This is a genomic window from Pedobacter sp. MC2016-24 (assembly GCF_015223055.1).
GTDB lineage: Bacteria > Bacteroidota > Bacteroidia > Sphingobacteriales > Sphingobacteriaceae > Pedobacter.
The window spans coordinates 167,105-187,167 of sequence record NZ_JADFBX010000005.1 but is presented as its reverse complement, the minus strand read 5'-3'; the positions used below and the strand labels follow the sequence as shown (position 1 = coordinate 187,167).

Sequence of the window (20,063 nt, the reverse complement as noted above, 5' to 3'; positions counted from 1 at the left end):
TTCATTTATAAAAATTTATAAAGAGATGAAAAGTATTAAATTAAATTATACCAGCCATACTTTAAAACCGGTGTTTACCGCTGTTTTACTCGTGGTTTTTTGTTTGTTGGGCTGTAAAAAATATTTTGACCCACCATATGTGTTTGAAGAACAAAATGTATCAGTAAAGCGCAAAAGGAGTGTGTTACTGATTGCAATTGATGGCGCAACAGGTGCAGATATTAAGGCCATCGCGCCTCCAAAAATTACAGCCATGTTAGCCAATAGCAAATATAGCTTTGATGCCTATAGTGATTTTTTAGTAAGCGATGGGGGAACCTGGAAAAACCTGATGACAGGTGTCGGTGTAGGAAAACATGGCATCATCGACAGCACCTTTGAGGTGCCTTTAGAAGGGGATGGGCATGAACACGATGCGCAAACAGCCTGGCCAACATTTATTGAACGGTTGCAGGCTTCAGGGAAAATGAGACGTGCCGTTGCAATTACCCCCTGGGCAAGTCTGAACAATAAATTACTGGTTTACGCGGATCAGCCCCTTCAGGTTGCAAATGATCTTGCTGTAAAGGATTCTGCATTGGTTAAGCTTAAAACCGGTAACAACGATCTGGTTATTGTGAACTTTAACCAACCCAATAAAGTTGGATTAGCTGCTGGCTTTTCTCCAGATGTCCCTGACTATAAAGATGCGATTTTAAAGACGGATGGTTATATCGGAGAATTAATCGAAGCACTTAAAAACAGAAAGACCTATGCCAGTGAGGATTGGTTGGTCATTGTCACCTCAACACACGGGGGCACAGGTAAATCTTACGGTGCAGAGTCTACCAGGGCCAGGGATCGGAATGTTTTTACCATGTATTATGCTGCCGATTTTAAGCCCTTGGAAATCAATGCTCCTGTGGTAATTGATGGTGTTAAATTCTCTGCAGGTACGATTTTGGCGCGGCTTCCGGCAGCAGATGCAGCCCAGTATAACCTTGGGGCGACAGGTGAATTTACGATTGAATTTAAACTTCGTGTACACGCTTTCGGTACATTGAACGCGCCGATATTTTTTAAAACTTCCTCTCCGGCCAATACCGCCTCTGGTTGGTGGTTTGTACATGACGGATCTAATGGGGGCTGGAGATTTGCTTTGAAAGGTTCTCAATCAAGCCCCGCACAATCTACTAAGACCGTCTACTCAAAAGATCTCGGTACTGCAGGGCCTCCTAAAATGACTACCGACCAATGGTATACTCTGGCTGCCAAGATTTATATGTTGGCCGGAAAACGTTACATGATCATTTATCAGGACGGGGTTAAAGCATCCAACCCGATGGAAATTACAGGTCAGGATGTGAGCAATGCCATTGAGCTGATCGCCGGGTGGAAAAGCGGTTATGGGAATAATGCAAACCAAAGTGTGGCAAATATCAGGTTTTGGAATACCGCACTGCCGGATAGCAAACTGCTGGAAGATGCTTGTGCAGCAGGGGTAAGCCCGTCAGACCCTTACTATGCTAATCTCATTGGCTATTGGCCCGCAAATGATGGGTTATCCTATTTCAAAAACTATAGCCCTTTGGCTATAGGGAAAAACATGAAACTGGAAGGTAATTTTATTTGGGAATCCCTGGTAAAGCCTGCTTGTGGCACAGAAGTACCGGTCTTGCCAAGTCAGTTTTTGATCAGAAACTCAGATGTAGCCGCACAAATCCTGTATTGGTATGGCGTGAAAATAGAAGACTCCTGGAAACTTGATGGAAAAGCATTCCTGGTTAATTATGAAAGCGAGTTTATTAAATAAATAGGAAACATTTGCAGCGCAATCCTGCTAGTCTGCAAAGTAAAATCAAACATATATGAGATATTGCTATTATTTTCTGGGCCTGTTGCTATTTGCCCTGGGTTTCATGGCTTGTAAAAAGTTAAGCAATGATGCCTTTCAGGAACACCCTGTAATTACCGCCCCGCTTAGCATTAGTGTAGTCAATGATGATGACCAGCTTCCTGTGGCTGGAATTAAAGTAATCATCAGCCGTAAAACAACAGCTAAAGACAATTATACCCAGGTTGACACCATTCGTACCAACGACAAAGGGGAAATCAATACCAATTTGCCTTATCCAAATCTGCTAAAAATAGCGGTAGATACGACTTATTATCACCATGCTGAACAGGGACTCGAGTTTGTGTCTGAAAGTGGGGGGCATGTAAGCTTGCATACTACACCAAAATACGGCATGGCGCCGTTGAGCATCGATGTAGCAGACAAAACCAGCAATAAACCCTTGGTTGGTTTTGTCCTGTCTGTAAGTAGTCGCGCGCCTGAACAAACGCAATGGATCTCTACCGGACCAGAACAAACTGATGCCAATGGTAAATTGATGATCTCTTTACCGTATCCAAATGACATCATTGTTGCTGTTGGAGATACGATCAAGTATTTTCCCGATACTGTACGTACCAGTCTTAAAAATGTACGTGGAGCCTCTGTAGCATTAAAAGGCGAATTGAAACCATTGACGGTTCCGTTAGAAGTAACTGTGGTAGACAAAGATGATACAAAACCCCTTGCAAATGCCAGCATTTCGGTATTGCAGAAACTAACCGGGGATGCTGACTTTAAAGATATTGGTCTGAATGGCATCACGGACAAAGATGGAAAGCTTTTAATCAATGCCCCTTTTTCGGGGCAGGTAAAGATTTTGATGAGTGATCTGACCTATTACCTGCCAGATACTGTAATTACCTCACTTGCACAGGAAAAGTATAGAAAAGTTACGCTGACATCAAAACTATTGAATCCGGTTGTTCCGGTTGAACTGAGTGTGTTTACTTCTGTTTATGGGGTAAATAATAAACGAAATGCTTTTGATGTGAATGTGAAGGTGAGCTACCGCAAGAAAGGACAGGGCTCATTTACAGATTTTGTAACCAGTGCCATTGCAGCCAACGGAAAGTTAAACTTAAGCATTCCTTTGGCTGATGAATTTAAGTTTGTCGTTTCGGGTGACCAGACTTTTGCAGATAAAACCTTGAATTTTGTAAATCCGGACCCTAAATCGAAAGCTATCGATCTGGATCTGGAAGTTAAAGCACCTAAATATCCTGAACCGGATTTGACGAATTTGCAGGTTGGAACCCTGGCCTTAAATAATACAATGAGTTTAAATGCCCCTCAGGATGTTGTCATCGATAAGCTCGGTAATCGCTTTATCAGTGAAGGCAGTGGCAACAGAATTATCCGCGTCGATAGAACAGGCAACACGACCATATTGGCGGGAACGGGGGCCGCGGGCTCAGTAAACGGTGATGGAATTGTAGCTCAGTTTAACGGACCATGGGGATTGGCAATGGATAAGGATGGAAATCTCTATACGGTAGATAATGTAGCAGCAACTGGTTCACATAAAGTGCGAAAGATTACCATTGATGCGGGCTATAAAGCTACCGTAAGTACCATTGCCGGTTCAGGTACCGCCGGGGGTACCAATGGTGTAGGGACGGCTGCAAGCTTTAACCGCCCATCAGGATTGTGTTATGATGAAAGGCGTAATTGCTTATATGTTGCTGAATGGAGCGGACACCGGGTAAGAAAAATAGATCTGGCAACAAATACCGTCAGTTTAATCGCGGGTAGTGGAAGCGCTGGCATTACGGCTGGTGTGGGTGCTGGAGCAACCTTCAATTTTCCATGGGGAGTTCGGTTAAGTGCTGATGGGAATGCGCTCTATGTGTCGAGCTGGACGGGCACGGGATTAAGCAAAATTCAGTTGTCTGATAATACAGTTGTTGTTCTAGGTACTGCAAAAACCAATACCTTGCAGCCACGGGGACTATATATTAGTCCGGCCAACCAATTGATCATTTCTAATACTGGAGGTTTCTACATTTCAAAAATGCAGACTGAGGTTGCCGGAAACGCTTCGACATTTACAAAACTAACGTCCAGCGCAACTCGTGGTTATGTAGATGGCGCCGCGACTTCCGCTATGTTCTCTGGTATCGTGGGGATTACTTATGATCCATATACCGGAACATTTTATATCGCAGATGGCGATGGAGGTGCATCTGCCAATAATAAAATCAGGACCATGAAATCCGCAAATGTTCAATAAAACAATTCATAAAAACTGATCTGAGTTACAAACTGCAGGCATGTACTGTTACATGCCTGCTTAAACTTAAACTTGAACAATGGAACTTTATAAATGGTATATTCTTCTGTTTACAGGCATAGACAGTCTATTAATTCTGAATTTGATGATGCAGGATAAAATGGATCAGACAAAGAATAACTGCCGTAAGGCCGGCCTTTAATGATTTTTCTATCTTTTTTCTTAGAAAATTCATCTTTTTTAATCAAATAATACTACAGTTTTGATCCGGCCAATTGCATACATCATGGGCTCATGATGCTTTTAGCCGTTTAAACTAAACCTGAATTGTATGAAAAAAAAAATACCTAATGAATTGCTTCATTCAAAAGCGAAATGGCAATTGCTGGTTTTAATTCCATTGCTGGGATTCGTCTCATGTGGTGATGCTTTTGCACGGAGTATTTCATTTAATGCTCCGGAAAAAATCAAATCATTACTACAGGAAAATGTAAAAGGACTTGTAAAAGATGAAGATGGATTACCACTTCCCGGTGTTAATGTTTTGGTAAAGGGAACAAAAAATGGAACCAGCACGGATGCTAACGGGGTATTTTCCATTGCGCTAAAAGAGAAAAATTCGATTTTGATCATCAGCAGTATCGGTTATCTTCAACAAGAAGTAGTTGTTAGCGGTAGCCTGGTCAATGTTGTGCTAAAAGCAGATAAGAAAGCACTTGAAGAAGTTGTTGTTGTTGGCTTCGGCACGCAAAAGAAAGCCAACTTAACTGGTGCAGTGAGTCAGATTGATTCTAAAATGCTGGAAAACAGACCTACGGCTAATCTTGGTCAGGCACTCCAGGGCCTGATCCCAAACTTCAATGTCAATATTGCCAATGGAAATCCTAAAACCGGTGCTACGTATAATCTTAGAGGTGCAACATCTTTCAATAAGGATGCAAATGATGGCAATAAGATCAAATTTTCAAACGGATCTCCTTTTATCCTGGTAGATGGGGTTGAAATGGATCCCAATATGCTCAATCCTGAGGATATAGAATCTGTAACAGTACTCAAAGACGCCGCCTCAGCAGCGATTTACGGTGCCCGTGGTGCTTTTGGTGTTGTGCTTATCAAAACCAAATCTGGTAAAGGCGGGAAGACGAATGTGACTTATTCAAATTCTTTTCAGTGGAGTTCACCAACTGCTGTTCCTGATATCCTGGATGCTTATACGATTCAGGATGCAATAGTGAAAGGCTTGCAAATGGAAAACGGTTCTGTATCAAATGAATTGGCAAAGCTCGATAAGATCAAAGAATATATGGACGATCCTGTAAACAATGAGCCATATTACTATACAGACGCCAGTCAGAAAAATATCATTTGGAGGGGAAATGTAAATCCTTATAAAGAGGCCTTACTAAAATCCTCACCAATGCAAAAACACAATTTATCCTTGTCAGGAGGGAATGAAAATACATCCTATTATGGATCATTTGGTTATCAGAACCAGGATGGCTTATACAAAATCAATACCGACAACCTGAAAAGATACAACGCTTTGTTAAATGTATCCTCTAAGGTTAACAACTGGTTCAAAATGGATTTTAAAACGGCATACAACAACTCAACCTATATAGAGCCGGTAAGTCCGGCAGGTAAAGGCGGATGGTGGGTTGCCATGTCTCAGGAGCCTGGGCGCAACGTGAATATGCCGATGTTGGTTCCTGCGTCTTTACATGTTCCTCAGAAGTATACGGATAACATTCTTTCTTTCATGGATTACGGCTCGTCTGTTGATGAAAATAATTCGAATATTCTGCTGGCGGCCTCACCAACCATCAATTTTACTAAAGCATGGACTTTAAAAGGAGACATCTCTTATCTGGCCAATAGCACCATCAGAAAAACGATTTTACCACGATTGGAGCGATTAGAAACTACTGTGGGCTCTTATACAACGACGCAAACAGATCCCGATTACATTTCCCGTTATAATTTCAATTCTAACAAGTACACCATCAACGTCTATACTGATTATGCAAAAACAATTGCAGGTAAGCATAATTTCCATGGGCTGGTCGGTTTCAATAGAGAATGGTATACGGAACAGGACGCTTCAGGGCAGCGGAATGGAATCAATGTAAATGTCCCGACCATGAGTCAGGCGCAGGGCGTAATGACGGTTGCTGACAGTGAAAACCATTGGGCAGTTCAAGGTCTGTTTTATCGATTGACTTATAACTATGAGGGTAAATATTTATTTGAATCGAATGGCCGTTCTGACGGTACTTCCAGATTTCAGGCCGATCGCAGGTTCAAATTCTTTCCTTCAGTTTCCCTGGGATGGCGCATTACTGAAGAGGATTTCGCGAAAAGTATAAAACCTTATGTTAATGATTTTAAACTCCGGGCTTCTTACGGTAGCTTAGGAAACCAGAATGTAAGTGGATATTATCCATATATCCTGCAATATGGTACATCTGCACAAATCAGTTACTTAATGAGTGGCATACGCCCGGTAGGCATCACACCACCGGGATTGGTAGATCCCAACTTCACCTGGGAAACAGCAACGACCATTGACTTTGGTTTTGACCTGACTGTCTTCAATCATCTTGAAATTAACTTTGACTGGTACCGCAGAAGAACATCAGACATCCTGATTGATGGACTGAAATATCCGGCAGTATTGGGGGCAGCATCTCCTCAGGTTAATTCAGGTACTATGGATACCAAAGGTTGGGAGCTGGGTGTGAAATATAAAAACAATACCAGCTATGGATTGAATTATGACGTTACAGCTACGCTTAGCGATGCCCAGTCTGAAGTAGTGAAATTTGCCAATAACCCAACAAAAATAATTAGTGATGCCATATTGTATGAAGGACAAAAGATGGGTGAAATCTGGGGATATGAAACCTATGGCATATTCCAGTCCCAGGATGAAATTAACAATGCGCCAAATCAAAAACTAATCTCATCCGGTCTGTGGTTTCCGGGAGATGTTCGTTATAAAGATCTCGACGGAGACAATCAGATCGCTTTCGGAAACAACACCGTGGGTAATTCTGGAGATAGAAAGATCATAGGAAACAGTACACCAAGGTATCAGTTTGGTTTGAACTCAAATGCCAGCTATAAAAATTTCGATTTAAATGTATTTGTTCAAGGTGTAGGTAAACGTGATTTATGGATCAATAATAATCTGTACTGGGGAGCAGGTTCAACTGGTACCTGGGAAACCTATAACAATTCATGGACCCCAGAGCGGACAGACGCCTTTTATCCTGCCTATAAAAATGCAGCTAGAAACAGGCAAACCCAAAGCCGTTACCTGGCTAATGGAGCTTATTTGCGTTTGAAAAATTTGGCGCTTGGTTATACCATTCCTAAAGCTTTAACTGATAAAATTAAACTTCAACGGGTAAGAGTATCTGCCTCTGCTTACAATTTGTTTGAATTTAAAAGTGTGCCTAAAACCTTTGATCCGGAATTGGTTGGTATGAATTACCCGATTATCAGATCTTTTGCATTTGGTATACAGGCTACATTTTAAAGTAAATTATTAATGAATTTTTTTGATCGCTTTAAAGCAGTCGAGAACAAAATGATATCGAAATGAAGAAGAACATCAAATTACTTATACTGGCCTTTACAACAGGTTTAGCGCTTTATAGTTGTAAAAAGGATTCCCTGGACCGTTTTCCTTTGGATAAAATTACCGATTTGAATTTCTGGAAAACTGAAAACGATTTGAAGCTATATGTCAATAGCTTTTATCCAACCTATGTTGTTGGTTTTGGGAGCGGTAATGCAGATGGTACCATGCAGCCTTATGGCGTAAACGTAAGTACTTTAGTATATGGTGATCTGATCACAGACAATGCAGCGCCAAACACTTACTCAAAAGTAGGTACGGATGAATATATCGCGTACCTGTCTGGCGCAAATGATTCCGGAGGCTGGAAGTTTGAGGGGATCAGAAATCTAAATTATTTTTTAGATAATTATAAACGCGGAAACCTGGCCAATGAGCTTGTAAAGCCGTACTTGGGGGAGATTTATTTCTTCAAAGCCTGGGATTACTTTGATAAAGTGAAGTTATTTGGCGATGTACCCTGGCTGGAGCATTCGTTACAAACCAATTCTCCTGAATTATTTGCAGCAAGGACCCCGCGCGCTCAGGTAATGGATTCTGTGATCATGATTCTGGACCGGGCAATCGAGTATTTGCCAGTTAAAGGCTCGGAAGCTAATAATCGTTTAAATAAAGATATGGCACTTTTTTTAAAATCGAGGATTGGATTATATGAAGGTACTTACCGGAAATATCATAGCGAATTGGGCCTGGATGGCAGCAAATTCCTAAACTATGCAGTGCAGGCTTCAGAGGCTTTGTTGACTAAATATCAACTGGCGCAAGGAAATAGCAGTACCGTTTACAATGGTTTATTTGCTACGGAATCCTATAGCGCGAATACAGAAATCATCCTTTGGAGACAATATGATGGAAGTCTGGACTATGGCGCTGCATTTAGCCGTTATTTTGCACAAAATCAACGGCACCAGTTTGGGGCAACCCGTAGTTTAGTGGATGACTATCTCTGTACGGATGGCTTGAGCATCTCTTCCAGCCCTTTGTTTCAGGGTAAGGGATCTATTCAGTCCGAGATGCAAAACCGTGATCCCCGTTTAACACAAACCATTGCCAATTTCGGTACTTATCAATTGTCAAGTACAACCATTATGGGTTCTGAAAATGCACCTTTACCAAATCTGGCCGGCATGAACGGCAATAAATGTGCAACGGGTTATCGCGTAGCCAAATGGTTTTATAACAATCCTGCAGACTGGAATAGGGTGACCAATGGGCAGCAGGCTGCGCCGGTGTTCCGTTATGCAGAGATATTGCTAAATTATGCTGAAGTAAAGTATGAGCTTGGACAGGCCACACAGGCTGTGATTGACCAAACCATCAATAAGTTAAGAGACCGTGTCGGAATGGCACATTTAACAGTTGGAAATGAGCCCGCAGATCCACGGCTCGATGCAATCTATCTGACTTATGTGGGTGGAAAAATTGCGCCATTATTGAGAGAGATCCGCAGAGAAAGAAGGGTAGAGATGGCTTTTGAAAATACGCGCTGGGATGACTTGATGAGATGGAAGGCAGGAAAATTAATCAATGTGCCTATTGAAGGAATCAAATTTGTTCAAAACCAGTTTCCTAAAGTTGTAATTGATAAAGATGTATATCTAAGTGCCGAAGGTTACATTATGCCTTACGCTAAAACGCTACCCAATGGACGTAAGTTTGAAGAAAATAAGGCTTATCTGTTTCCGATTCTAATTCAAGATCTATTGTTAAATAAAAACCTGAAGCAGAACCCAAACTGGAAAGATAATTAATTATGAAACACAAATTAAAATGCGCAATTCTAGCAATTTCAACCATAGTTGCTGTTGGTCATGCGAATGCTCAGTGGACTGGACCTAAACTCAAGCCTGTCAAACAAGTTGAAGTGAAATATGGCTCCCTGACGCCGCCTAACAGAACAGATACAGACATGGAATCTTTTCGTAAATACGGACTCGGACAATTTATCCATTGGGGGATATACTCCATAGCAGGAAACGAATGGAATGGCGTAAGCGCAAGATCTGGAGCTGCCGCATCAGAATGGATTCGTTCCTGGGCTGGTCCGACCGCCCCTAAAGATTGGAAAAATACGTATGATAACTTGTACAAGCAATTTAACCCAAAAGATTTTGATGCGAAACGCTGGGCAAAGCAAGCTAAAAATATGGGCGCGAAATATGTGATTTTTACAACAAAACACCACGATGGATTTGCACTTTGGCCAACAAAATATTCAGAATATAACATTTCTAAGACCCCTTACCAGAAAGACATTGTAAAGCAGATTGTAGATGCCTATAGTGCTGAAGGAATAGACGTTTATCTGTATTTTTCTGTGTTAGAATGGAACAATCCAAATTATATGGGTAAAGTGCCAAAAACAGAAGCGGAGAAAAAGTCTTTCGATCAGTTCTTGCAGTACACCAAAAACCAGTTATTAGAACTATTGGATAACTATCCGAAAATAAAAGGCTTTTGGTTTGACGGAACCTGGGATGCATCATGGAAAAGTGCTTATGAGTTTACTTATAATCTAGAGAAGGAACTTCGCGAAAAACATCCCGGATTGATTATCGGTTCCCGTTTCCGTAACGATGAACATGGTTCCCGGCATTTCGATTCGAACGGAAATATTCTGGGTGATTATGAGCAGGGTTGGGAACGTAAGCTTCCGGCAGAATTTGAATGGGTTAGTGGCAACGATTGGGATGCCGTAATGACGATTCCGCCAAATGGTTGGGGTTACATGAAAGACTGGTCGGGCATTTATACCAAAACTACAGCCGATTTGTTGGATCTGTTGATGCATGCCGTATCTATGAATGGCAATTTTGTATTGAATTTTGGGCCGGATGGCAATGGAAATATGCACCCTGAAGAGGATAAGATAGCACAACAGATTGGTGATTGGTTAAAAGTAAATGGCGAGGCAGTTTACGGGGTTCGCCACGCCGCATTTAATCCTTCTAAACTGGGCTATTTTACGCAAAAGGACACCAACCTTTATCTTACTGTTTTCAATAAGCCTGTCAATGGTATTGTGCGTATTGCCGTGCCCAAAACTGCCATGGAAGTTCCGGGTACAGCAACTCTTTTGTTAAACAACCAGCAATTGCAGTTGAAACAGTCTGATCTTGGATTGGACCTGGATAAGAACACCTATTACGATGTCATACTTCCTGCAAAATTTCAGCCTGAAAGCGCATTTGTGATTAAAATGAAACTGGTCGCGCCAAAATCTAAAACGACGAAACTAATGGACGCGAAAATGTAACGCGAACAAAACTAACAACGTAACTACACACACAAATAAATCTATGAACAGAATTTGGTTTACTGCCTGTCTGCTGGTTGCCGCTGGACTGGCCAGGGGGCAGCAACAGGCAAACGGGAAAAAAGAGCAGATGACACAGCTGATTGATCAGCAATTTGAATTTGCAGACCAGCAATATAAAATCCTGGCTAAAAATGTACCCATGGGTGTGATGCCCAAAACGTATTATTCAAAGAAGGACAAGGTAGAAACCAGTGATACCAAATGGTGGACCAGCGGCTTTTACCCGGGCTCACTCTTGTATATTTATGAATATACTAAGGATACAGCTACGTTGAAAGAAGCTGAGATGAGGCTGCGCACACTAGAAAAAGAAAAGCATTATACCGGTAATCATGACCTGGGATTTATGATGTTCTGTAGTTTTGGCAACGCTTACAGGATTACCGGGAACCCGGCTTACAGACCAACTATTGATACCGCTGCGGCTTCGTTGATTACACGGTATAGACCTGCCGCAAAAGTGATCCAGTCCTGGAACTCCAGTAAGAAGTGGAGGGGGCCGGTTATTGTAGATAACCTGATGAACCTGGAATTGCTGGCCTGGGTAACAGACCATGGCGGTGACCCAAAATATAAAGCTATTGCTATTAACCATGCCAATACTTCAATGAAAAATCACTTCAGACCGGACTTTAGTTCTTATCATGTGGTCGATTATGACATGGTTACAGGCCGGGTTTTAAAGAAGGGTACTGCACAGGGAGCTGCCGATGAATCGGCCTGGAGCCGCGGACAAGGCTGGGCTTTATATGGTTACACCATGATGTACCGCTTCACCAAAGATAAAAAATACCTCAAACTGGCTGAAAACATTGCTAAATTTATCATCAACAATCCAAACATGCCTAAAGATCAGATACCTTACTGGGATTTTGATTCAAAAGACATCCCCAATACCTATCGGGATGCTTCTGCAGCCGCAGTTATAGCCTCTGGTTTGTTGGAATTGGGACAGTATGCGAGTCAAAAAGACAGTCAGATGTATGTGTCTGAAGCGGAAAAAATGATCGTTTCTCTATCTTCAGATGCTTACCGTGCAAAACCAGGTAGCAATGGCGGCTTTTTATTGATGCACAGTACGGGTGCGCTACCTTTAAAATCGGAAATTGATGTGCCTTTAACTTATGCAGATTATTATTTTCTGGAAGCGCTATTGCGTTATAAGAATTGGTATTTATAAAATTGTAATATGGAAAGAAGAAAGTTTATAGGGGCAGTATCTCTGGCAGGAATGCTCAGTGCAATAAGTCCAAAAAAGCTATTTGCGGCACAGGATATGCCAAGTTTGCCAATTCAGAAACCAAAAAATGACCGTGAATACTGGTGCCGGTTACTGTATAAAATTGCCAGTCCGGTAGTGTCTAATCTGGCAAACGGTACGCTGGTTAAAAATATGCCATTGGAGAAATCCCCGACCTTTGACAACAGGTCGCCCATAGTTACTTATCTGGAAGCTGTCGGCCGTACCTATGCGGGCATAGCGCCCTGGCTTGCTCTTCCTGATGACGATACGGAAGAGGGCAAACTCCGGAAAAAGCTAAGAGCAGATGCTTTGAAAGGTTTAAATAATTGCTTTGCACCGGGCAGTCCTGATCAACTTAATTTTACAAAGGACTATCAGCCCATTGTAGATGCCGCCTACCTGGCCCAAACCTTTTTAAGGGCGCCAAAAGCCTTGTGGGAACCATTGGAGCCACAAACTAAACAGCGGATCATATCGGCCTTTAAGTCTTTAAGAAACAGAAAACCTTTTAAAAGTAACTGGTTGTTGTTCGGGTCCATCACCGAGGCTTTTTTGTTGTCTGTTAACGAGCAATATGATGTCGATCGCCTCAATGAAGGGCCAAAAATGATTAATGAATGGTACAAAGGTGACGGCTGGTACGGGGATGGACCAAATCTGGCATTCGATTACTACAATGCTTTTGTGATCCATCCCATGATGGTGGATACACTGGCAGTCATGGCTGATAAACAACTGGTAGAACGAAAAGTATATGATCTGGCGTTAAAACGCATGCAACGCTATGCAGTGGGCCAGGAAAGGATGATTTCTCCGGAAGGAACCTTTCCGCCGGTCGGGCGCTCCATTACCTACAGGACAGGTGCTTTCCAGGCGTTAAGCCAGGTTGCGCTAATGAAACAGTTGCCTGTAAACATCAAACCTGCTCAAGTAAGGTGCGCTTTAACTAAAGTCAAGCAAAATATGTACAGCAACTCCGGAACCTTCGATAAAAATGGCTGGTTGCAATTGGGCTTCTGTGGACATCAGCCGGAGATTGCGGACTATTATACCTCTACGGGTAGTTTATACATGGCTACCTTGTCATTCTTGCCTTTGGGTTTGCCAGCATCAGACGAGTTCTGGTCTGCTCCGGCAACCGACTGGACGGCTAAGCAAGCCTGGGCAGGTCAGGCATTTGCTAAAGATTACCATGTTGATTATTAGGCTGATCACAGGGATACTTTAAAAATAAATAGCCCTGAACTTTATTGGTTCAGGGCTATTTGTTTTTATTCTAAAATTGTAAACTACCAGTAAACAGTATACAAGGCCACTAATAAGCCGATGATGATCAAAGCTCCCACAGCAAAACTTCTGGTGGTTTTGAACATGCTTGTATCCACTTCAAGTCCTTTAGGGACAACGCCGCGTTTGTTTTCAATGATACTGATGATGATCATCCCGATTGCGCAGAACAGGAATACAAATCCCATACGGTCAAGGAAAGGTATCTCATAAATTGAGGTGCCATTTTCTTGTGTAACCAGTTTGGAAAAACCCATCGGTTGTAAAAACTCCAGGTTCATCATTAATGGTAACTTTTTCAACAATACAGATAACGAAAAACCACCCAATGTAGCAAATAAAGCCGCATTTGAAGTCGTTTTCTTCCAGAAGAAACCTAAGATAAACATGGCAAAAATACCAGGAGAGAAAAATCCGGTATATTCCTGAATGAACTGGAAACCTCCTTTTTTATCGATACCCAAATGTGGTGCTATAATTACACCAAGGATCATCGCAATCACCACAGATGCTTTACCAACCAATACCAGGTTTTTTTCAGTGGCATCTTTTTTAATGGCTTTCTGATAGATGTCCAGTGTGAAAATCGTAGCGATACTATTTGCTTTTCCAGCCAGTGAAGCCACAACCGCAGCAGTTAAGGCTGCGAAAGACAAGCCTTTTAAGCCTGCTGGCAATAGGTTCAACAATACCGGATAAGCACGATCGGGATTTACAGATCCGTCTTGTAACATTTCAGTCTGGAAAGCACCGTCTTTATACAACACATAAGCCGCAATACCAGGAAGAACCACAATAATCGGCATCAGAAGTTTTAAAAATGCCGCAAAAAGGATACCTCCACGTGCGGTTTTCAAATCTGCACCCAAGGCACGTTGCGTGATGTATTGGTTACATCCCCAGTAATTTAAGTTGACTATCCACATACCACCCACCAATACGGTTAATCCAGGTAAGTCGATGTAACTTTCATTATCCGGTTTAAGGATCATATGGAAGTGTTCTGAGGCCTTTTCCGTCATTAAACTGTAGCCATCCAGGATGCCTTTGGTTCCGTAATGATCAGACACCAGGTTTAAAGCAAGATAAGTTGTAGCCAATCCGCCCAGGATCAGGAAAAACACCTGAATTACGTCTGTATAACCGATTACTTTCATTCCACCAAGGGTGATGATGATTGCAAAAGCTGCAATGGCATACATACAAAGTGTCAAATCGAAGCCAGAGATACTACTTACAGCCAGAGCTCCTAAATACAGGATGGAGGTTAAGTTTACCACGATGTACAAAAGTAACCAGAATACAGCCATGATCATGGCAACGGTACTGTTGTAACGCTGATGTAGAAATTGTGGCATGGTAAATATCTTATTTTTAAGATATACCGGGATAAAGAACACGGCCACTACAATGAGTGTTAACGCGGCCATCCATTCATAAGTTGCAATGGCAAGACCCATTTTAAAGCCTGAGCCACTCATGCCTATAAACTGTTCGGCCGAGATGTTTGATGCGATTAGTGAGGCGCCGATGGCCCACCATGTTAAAGAACCTTCTGCTAAGAAGTAGTCTTTTGAGCCACTAGAGGCTGATTTTTTCTTGTTGTAGATGTAAAGGCCATACGCTGCAACAATCACGAAATAGATTAGGAATACGACATAATCTTTCGTATCCAATAAGTTATTTTTCATTCATTATGATTTGGTTGGTTTTGAACTCCGAATATAATGTTTTAATTCAATATTCATCTCCTTCCCCTCATACTATAGTAAAAAGTAAAAAGGTAACATGGTATTAATATGATGTAAGCGTATTGATTACCAGTATATTTAGTTAACAGGCCATAAATGAGTGGCATAATTGCTCCACCGGCAACACCCATAATCAAAATGGCTGCACCCTGATTCAGTTGTTTTCCTTTTAATCCTTTTAAAGCCTGCGGCCAGATGGCCGGCCATAACAATGCATTTGCAAGACCAAGCAAGGCAATAAATACAATAGAGCCCGTTCCCGGAACAAAAATGGCCAGAAGGGAGATGATGATGCCCAGACAGGAAGAGTAGGTGAATGCTTTTTCCTGAGATATGAATTTTGGTATGGCATAGGCTCCAAAAAGGTAGCCGACCATCGTGCTTGCCAGGGTGTAAGAAGTTAAATGTTTGGCTACGTTTAAAGACAGACCATGATAAATCCCATAATTGCCAATCGTATCCCCGGCAATAACTTCCAGTCCAACTGTGGAAAAGGTAGCGATAAAACCCAGAACAAAATTCGTTCTGATCTTCTTGTCTTTGATGTTGGCAGTATTATCGGGTTCTTCAGTTGCAAGTTCCGCTTCAATCTCTGGCAGGTGTGCAAATTTGATCAGATAGGCAATGATTAAAAGGACGACGGTAAGCACCAGATAGGGTACAATAACAGCATGGGCCAGGTTGTCAAGCCGTACTTTTCTTGCATCCGTAGTCATTGCCGCAAGTTCTGCGATCAGCCCGTCTGAGTTTTTAAGAATAATGGCTCCCAAAATAATTGGTGCCAGCACCCCCGCAAACTTATTACAGATGCCCATGATGCTGATTCTTTGTGCTGCTTTATCTGCCGGGCCAAGTAAAGTAATATACGGGTTAACTGCTGTTTGTAACAAGGTGGTTCCTGTTCCTACAACAAAAAGTCCAAGCAGGAATATGGGGTAATAACGCAATAGGGCAGCAGGTATAAACAATACACAGCCTATAGCCATAATAACCAGACCTACACGCATGCCTTTTACCATACCGGTACGCTGTAGTAATTTGCTGGAAGGAATAGCCATTACCGTGTAAGAGATATAGAATGCAAAAGTCACCAGATAAGCTTGCCACTCCTCCAGTTCACAGGCAATCCTGAGGTAGGGAATTAAAGTACCATTGACCCAGGTAATGAAGCCGAAAATAAAAAAGAAAGCCCCGATAGTCATGATTTGCATCGTCAGCGCATTCTTTCTTGTCGTCAGCGTGGTATTGTCATTCTGCATAGTATCTGCTTTTAAGTAAATCTTTCATGTAATTGTTGATGTCCCATTGTTGCGCAAATGCTGCTGTCGGATCTGTCACTGTCGACAGATACGGAAAAGGGCCAAACTCTGACGTAAATGTAAATATTTCAGTGCCTCTTTCCTTTTGCATACAGACTACTTTATCCCAGCATGTCAAATGATGCTGAAGTGCTTCCTGCCATTCTGGTCGGCGTGGGTCATTTACTTGTGGACCCTGTGTAAAGCCGACGCGTGCGTGAATGTGTGTGGTGCGCGATAGCGCAATTTCGACTGCGCTGGCCTGATCTTGCAGGTAGCTTTCTGCTACGGCATACCAATGGGAAATATCGAGGGTCAGGTTCAACCAGGGAAGTTTTTCGAGGAAATCCCTGGTGGTGTGGGCTGCAAAACTGAACTTACCCCGGTGTGTTTCATGTACAATGGTTACACCACCTGCCAAACTCAGTTCTTGTGCAAGCAGCAGCAACTCCAGGTTTTGTTCAAAGTTAAAATGATCTTTTCCGGTATGCGCAGTAATGAACAATGGCTTCAATTCTATTAAGGCCTGCAACCTGGCGCTCATTTCTTTTCGATGTTGGTTAAAATCAGGGGTAACGGTGTCCCAGTGTACCCCTATAAATTTTAAATTTTCATTCTGCAAAGCTGCGGTCATCGCTTGTAATGTGCGCTCATCTGTTGGCAGACTGGATTCTATACCGTCGTACCCTGCGTCTGCTACACGCTTCGCAAACTCAGTCCAGGAGAGGTGCTCACTTCCCCAGCGCGTACAAAAAAATAGGTTTTCCATGGCTTATATCGCCAATTCCTGCTGAGGGTCCATCAATATCGGAAAATACTGGCCTGTTATTTTCTCTCCTTTTGGAACAGCTTCAGTGCCAGGCATTAAAGGGGTGTCTGTGTCTGAAATGGTGCCATCCGCAAACATGTTTAACACAAATGCTCTCCGTGATCTGTCTGATCTGTTTTCATAGGATCCGTGTACAAGCAAGGGATGATGAAATGTGCCATAGCCCTTTTTCAATTCCATTGGAATCGGTTTAAAAGCAGCCTTTTGTTCTGCCGATAAAAATTCCATTAATCCTTCCATTTCACCTGCAAGTTCAGGTTTTTGCAACAAGCCCCATTCATGACTTTTGGGTACATAATACATGCAGCCATTTTCTGTGGTGGCATCATCAAGTGCAACCCAGCAAGTTAAATGCTGAAGTGGAATAGTTCTGGTCCAGTAAGAGTAATCCTGATGCCAGGCCACTACACCGCCATGTTGGGCGGGTTTACAAAATAACTGGTCATGCCAAAAACGAACGGCCTTATTTCCCAGCAGCTGACTTGCAGCCATGACAAATGCGGGATTCCACAATATATCGTGAAATGCTGGTGTGATCCGCCAGGCGCCCAGAGCATGGAACAATACTGAATTTGGGTCAGTGGATGCGTTGGAAAAGAACTGATGAAACAAGGTGTGGTCTGGTAAATTGGGATCAGAAATCCGTACCAGATCTTCATTTAGCTGGTCCACCTGCCATTCTTCCAAAAACTTAATGTTACTCAGATAACCATTCTCTTTAAAAAAGGTGATTTGCTCATCGCTGAGCATGTATTGTTCCCACTCTTTTTTGTTGACAGGCCATTTGAAAAAATCTGATACCAATTGGTGGTGTTCTGATAGGTCTTTGAGTTGATTCGTGTTCATTGTGCTGTTTTTTTAGTCCAAATTATTTGTTAACTCGTTATTTACTGCATGCGTGCTTTTGTCAAGTAATCCCAGTTCATATAATTTCTTTATAAAATTAAAAGATCTGTCCTCAAATAGTATTTCATAAGGAAAGGCTTCTTTGATCAGTGGTTTCTCTTTGGAGAGCCTGTCAATCTCCTGCTGGTTCTCCTCAAGGAAGGCAATGGCCCATTTCAAAGCCAAAGCTTCGGGCTCCAGTTTTTTCCAGCGTTCCAGTATTTTATCGGCTTCTTTATGATTTTCGGTTGCCCGTAAAAGCAGAATACCCAAAAGGTCCAAAGAAGAATAGGGTGTTTGCTTGTGTTCGGCTCTATAATGGGTAATGCGTCTGAATAACCGCGCTCTTTGTGCCGCATTGTCAGATGTGCTGCAGATCAGCTGAATGAAATCTTCTAATCTTTCATCAACATGGTAAGGTTTTCCTATGCCCATGTTTTCTGGCCAGGTTCTGGCCAGGCTGATGTGTTTGAGTACTTGATCAAAGTCTTTTGCTTCAATGGCATTAAATGCGGATAACAAATGGCTTTCCCGCCAGCTGTTCCTACCCTCAGATGCGCCTTCATTTGGCAGCACGGTCATATTGTTCATCAGGCTAATGGCCTGATCCAGCTGTTTGGTGTGCATTAAGCATTTCGCGAGTTGTAAGCCAAGATAATAATTGTCGGGATACTGATGATAGCCCTGCTTTACAATAGATAAAGCAGCAGTCCAGTCTTCATTCTCCAGGTAATACCTGGATAGGCTTAAAATCGGCCTCCATTCATCCGGAGCCTGAGCCTGGGCTTTTTGGAGATCACCTAGTCTGCCTGGATGACCAAGTTCGCGTCTTAAGTTTGCCCTGAGGATATAAAAGGGGTAAAAAGAAGGTTGATCAGCACAATCGTTCAACAGCAATAAAGCGTCTTCTTTTTTCAGATTTTGAATATAGGCCAATGCCAGGTAGTATTTGAATTTCCAGTCCGCATGTTCATTTACTGCCCAGTTGAGTACATAGATGTCTTCTTCCCGATGCGGAAAAACAAAGTCAGGATTGGATGTTGCGGCCAGCTTCAATGCGGCTTTAGCAGCGTCAGGAGCGCCGGAAACATGATGCAGCCATGCCATCCAAAGATGAATCATAGCATAATCTGGCGATTTTGATAAAATGAGAATTGCATCTTGATACAGGTGGATATTGGTATAAAAAGCCGCCAGTTCTATATACGTTTCATAAGGAAGTTCGCTAATTGTTATTGGGCGTATGGAATCCTGGTTGAGCAGATCAAGTTCGTAATTGGCCAGGTAGTTGATCGGATCTTTTTTAAGCAGGGAATAAATGGCTTCACGTGCTTTTTCCGTACGGCCTTTGAGGCGGTTGACCACAATTTCAAAGTAAATGACCTGTAGGTTTTCCGGTTGGAATTGCTTGGCTTTCGCAATGTAAGTCTCCGCCTGATCAATCTGTCCTGCTCTCAATAGCATTTTTGCAAGTTCGTTAAAAGCAGGCATCCGGTATTCTACAGACTGGCTTGCTATTGAAAATCCGTCTTTGGCATCAGAATCGTTGTTTAAACGGTCGTTTACCAATCCATATAAGTAATTGCTCTCAGGATGATAGGTGTCAATGGACAAAGCTGTGGTCAATAAACCCAGTGCATCCTCAAATCTCATTTGCTTGAAATATAGTCCGGCCAGGCCAGACAGTGCTTCAATGAAGAAG

At 42.4% G+C, this 20,063-nt stretch carries 12 protein-coding genes; 7 read left to right on the top strand and 5 right to left on the bottom strand.

Translation table 11 applies throughout. The features are described from left to right. The first annotated feature begins 25 nt into the window (after nt 1-25). The 7 genes from IM797_RS14125 to IM797_RS14095 all read left to right on the top strand — a co-directional run bounded on the left by IM797_RS14125 (nt 26) and on the right by IM797_RS14095 (nt 13,517). Complete coding sequence (locus IM797_RS14125) at nt 26-1,792, top strand: alkaline phosphatase family protein (protein WP_194127795.1); 1,767 nt, start codon at nt 26-28, stop codon at nt 1,790-1,792. 55 nt (nt 1,793-1,847) lie between these two features. Continuing rightward, nucleotides 1,848-4,106 (top strand): hypothetical protein, encoded by a 2,259-nt coding sequence (locus tag IM797_RS14120; RefSeq protein ID WP_194127794.1) that lies wholly within the window; start codon nt 1,848-1,850, stop codon nt 4,104-4,106. Between the two features lie 331 nt (nt 4,107-4,437). Continuing rightward, nucleotides 4,438-7,647, top strand: a complete 3,210-nt coding sequence (locus IM797_RS14115) for a TonB-dependent receptor (protein WP_194127793.1) — start codon at nt 4,438-4,440, stop codon at nt 7,645-7,647. A 62-nt stretch (nt 7,648-7,709) separates the two neighbouring features. Continuing rightward, entirely contained in the window at nt 7,710-9,500 is a 1,791-nt protein-coding gene (locus tag IM797_RS14110) for a RagB/SusD family nutrient uptake outer membrane protein (RefSeq protein WP_194127792.1), read from the top strand. 2 nt (nt 9,501-9,502) lie between these two features. Then, nucleotides 9,503-11,005, top strand: coding sequence for an alpha-L-fucosidase (locus tag IM797_RS14105; protein WP_194127791.1), 1,503 nt, complete (start codon nt 9,503-9,505; stop codon nt 11,003-11,005). A gap of 43 nt (nt 11,006-11,048) precedes the next feature. Further along, nucleotides 11,049-12,248 carry a glycoside hydrolase family 88 protein gene (locus IM797_RS14100; RefSeq protein ID WP_194127790.1) on the top strand — a complete coding sequence of 400 codons (1,200 nt, stop codon included), beginning with the start codon at nt 11,049-11,051 and terminating at the stop codon, nt 12,246-12,248. Nucleotides 12,249-12,257: 9 nt separating this feature from the next. After that, complete coding sequence (locus IM797_RS14095; protein WP_194127789.1) at nt 12,258-13,517, top strand: DUF2264 domain-containing protein; 1,260 nt, start codon at nt 12,258-12,260, stop codon at nt 13,515-13,517. 83 nt (nt 13,518-13,600) lie between these two features. Here IM797_RS14095 and IM797_RS14090 read toward each other — a convergent pair whose 3' ends face one another. From IM797_RS14090 to IM797_RS28730, 5 genes are read right to left on the bottom strand one after another with little or no spacing between them, the layout of a single operon-like run. Continuing rightward, nucleotides 13,601-15,289: a sodium/sugar symporter gene (locus IM797_RS14090; RefSeq protein WP_194127788.1), complete on the bottom strand. Its 1,689-nt coding sequence runs from the start codon at nt 15,287-15,289 to the stop codon at nt 13,601-13,603. A gap of 53 nt (nt 15,290-15,342) precedes the next feature. Beyond that, entirely contained in the window at nt 15,343-16,608 is a 1,266-nt protein-coding gene (locus IM797_RS14085) for a sugar MFS transporter (RefSeq protein WP_194127787.1), read from the bottom strand. Beyond that, on the bottom strand, nt 16,598-17,416 hold the full coding sequence (locus IM797_RS14080; protein WP_194127786.1) for a sugar phosphate isomerase/epimerase: 819 nt from the start codon (nt 17,414-17,416) through the stop codon (nt 16,598-16,600). Before IM797_RS14080 ends, IM797_RS14085 begins: the two co-directional genes overlap by 11 nt. A gap of 3 nt (nt 17,417-17,419) precedes the next feature. Further along, nucleotides 17,420-18,322 carry a phytanoyl-CoA dioxygenase family protein gene (locus tag IM797_RS14075; RefSeq protein WP_194127785.1) on the bottom strand — a complete coding sequence of 301 codons (903 nt, stop codon included), beginning with the start codon at nt 18,320-18,322 and terminating at the stop codon, nt 17,420-17,422. Nucleotides 18,323-18,334: 12 nt separating this feature from the next. Then, nucleotides 18,335-19,252, bottom strand: a complete 918-nt coding sequence (locus IM797_RS28730; protein ID WP_370583087.1) for a tetratricopeptide repeat protein — start codon at nt 19,250-19,252, stop codon at nt 18,335-18,337. Between the last annotated feature and the right edge of the window lie 811 nt (nt 19,253-20,063).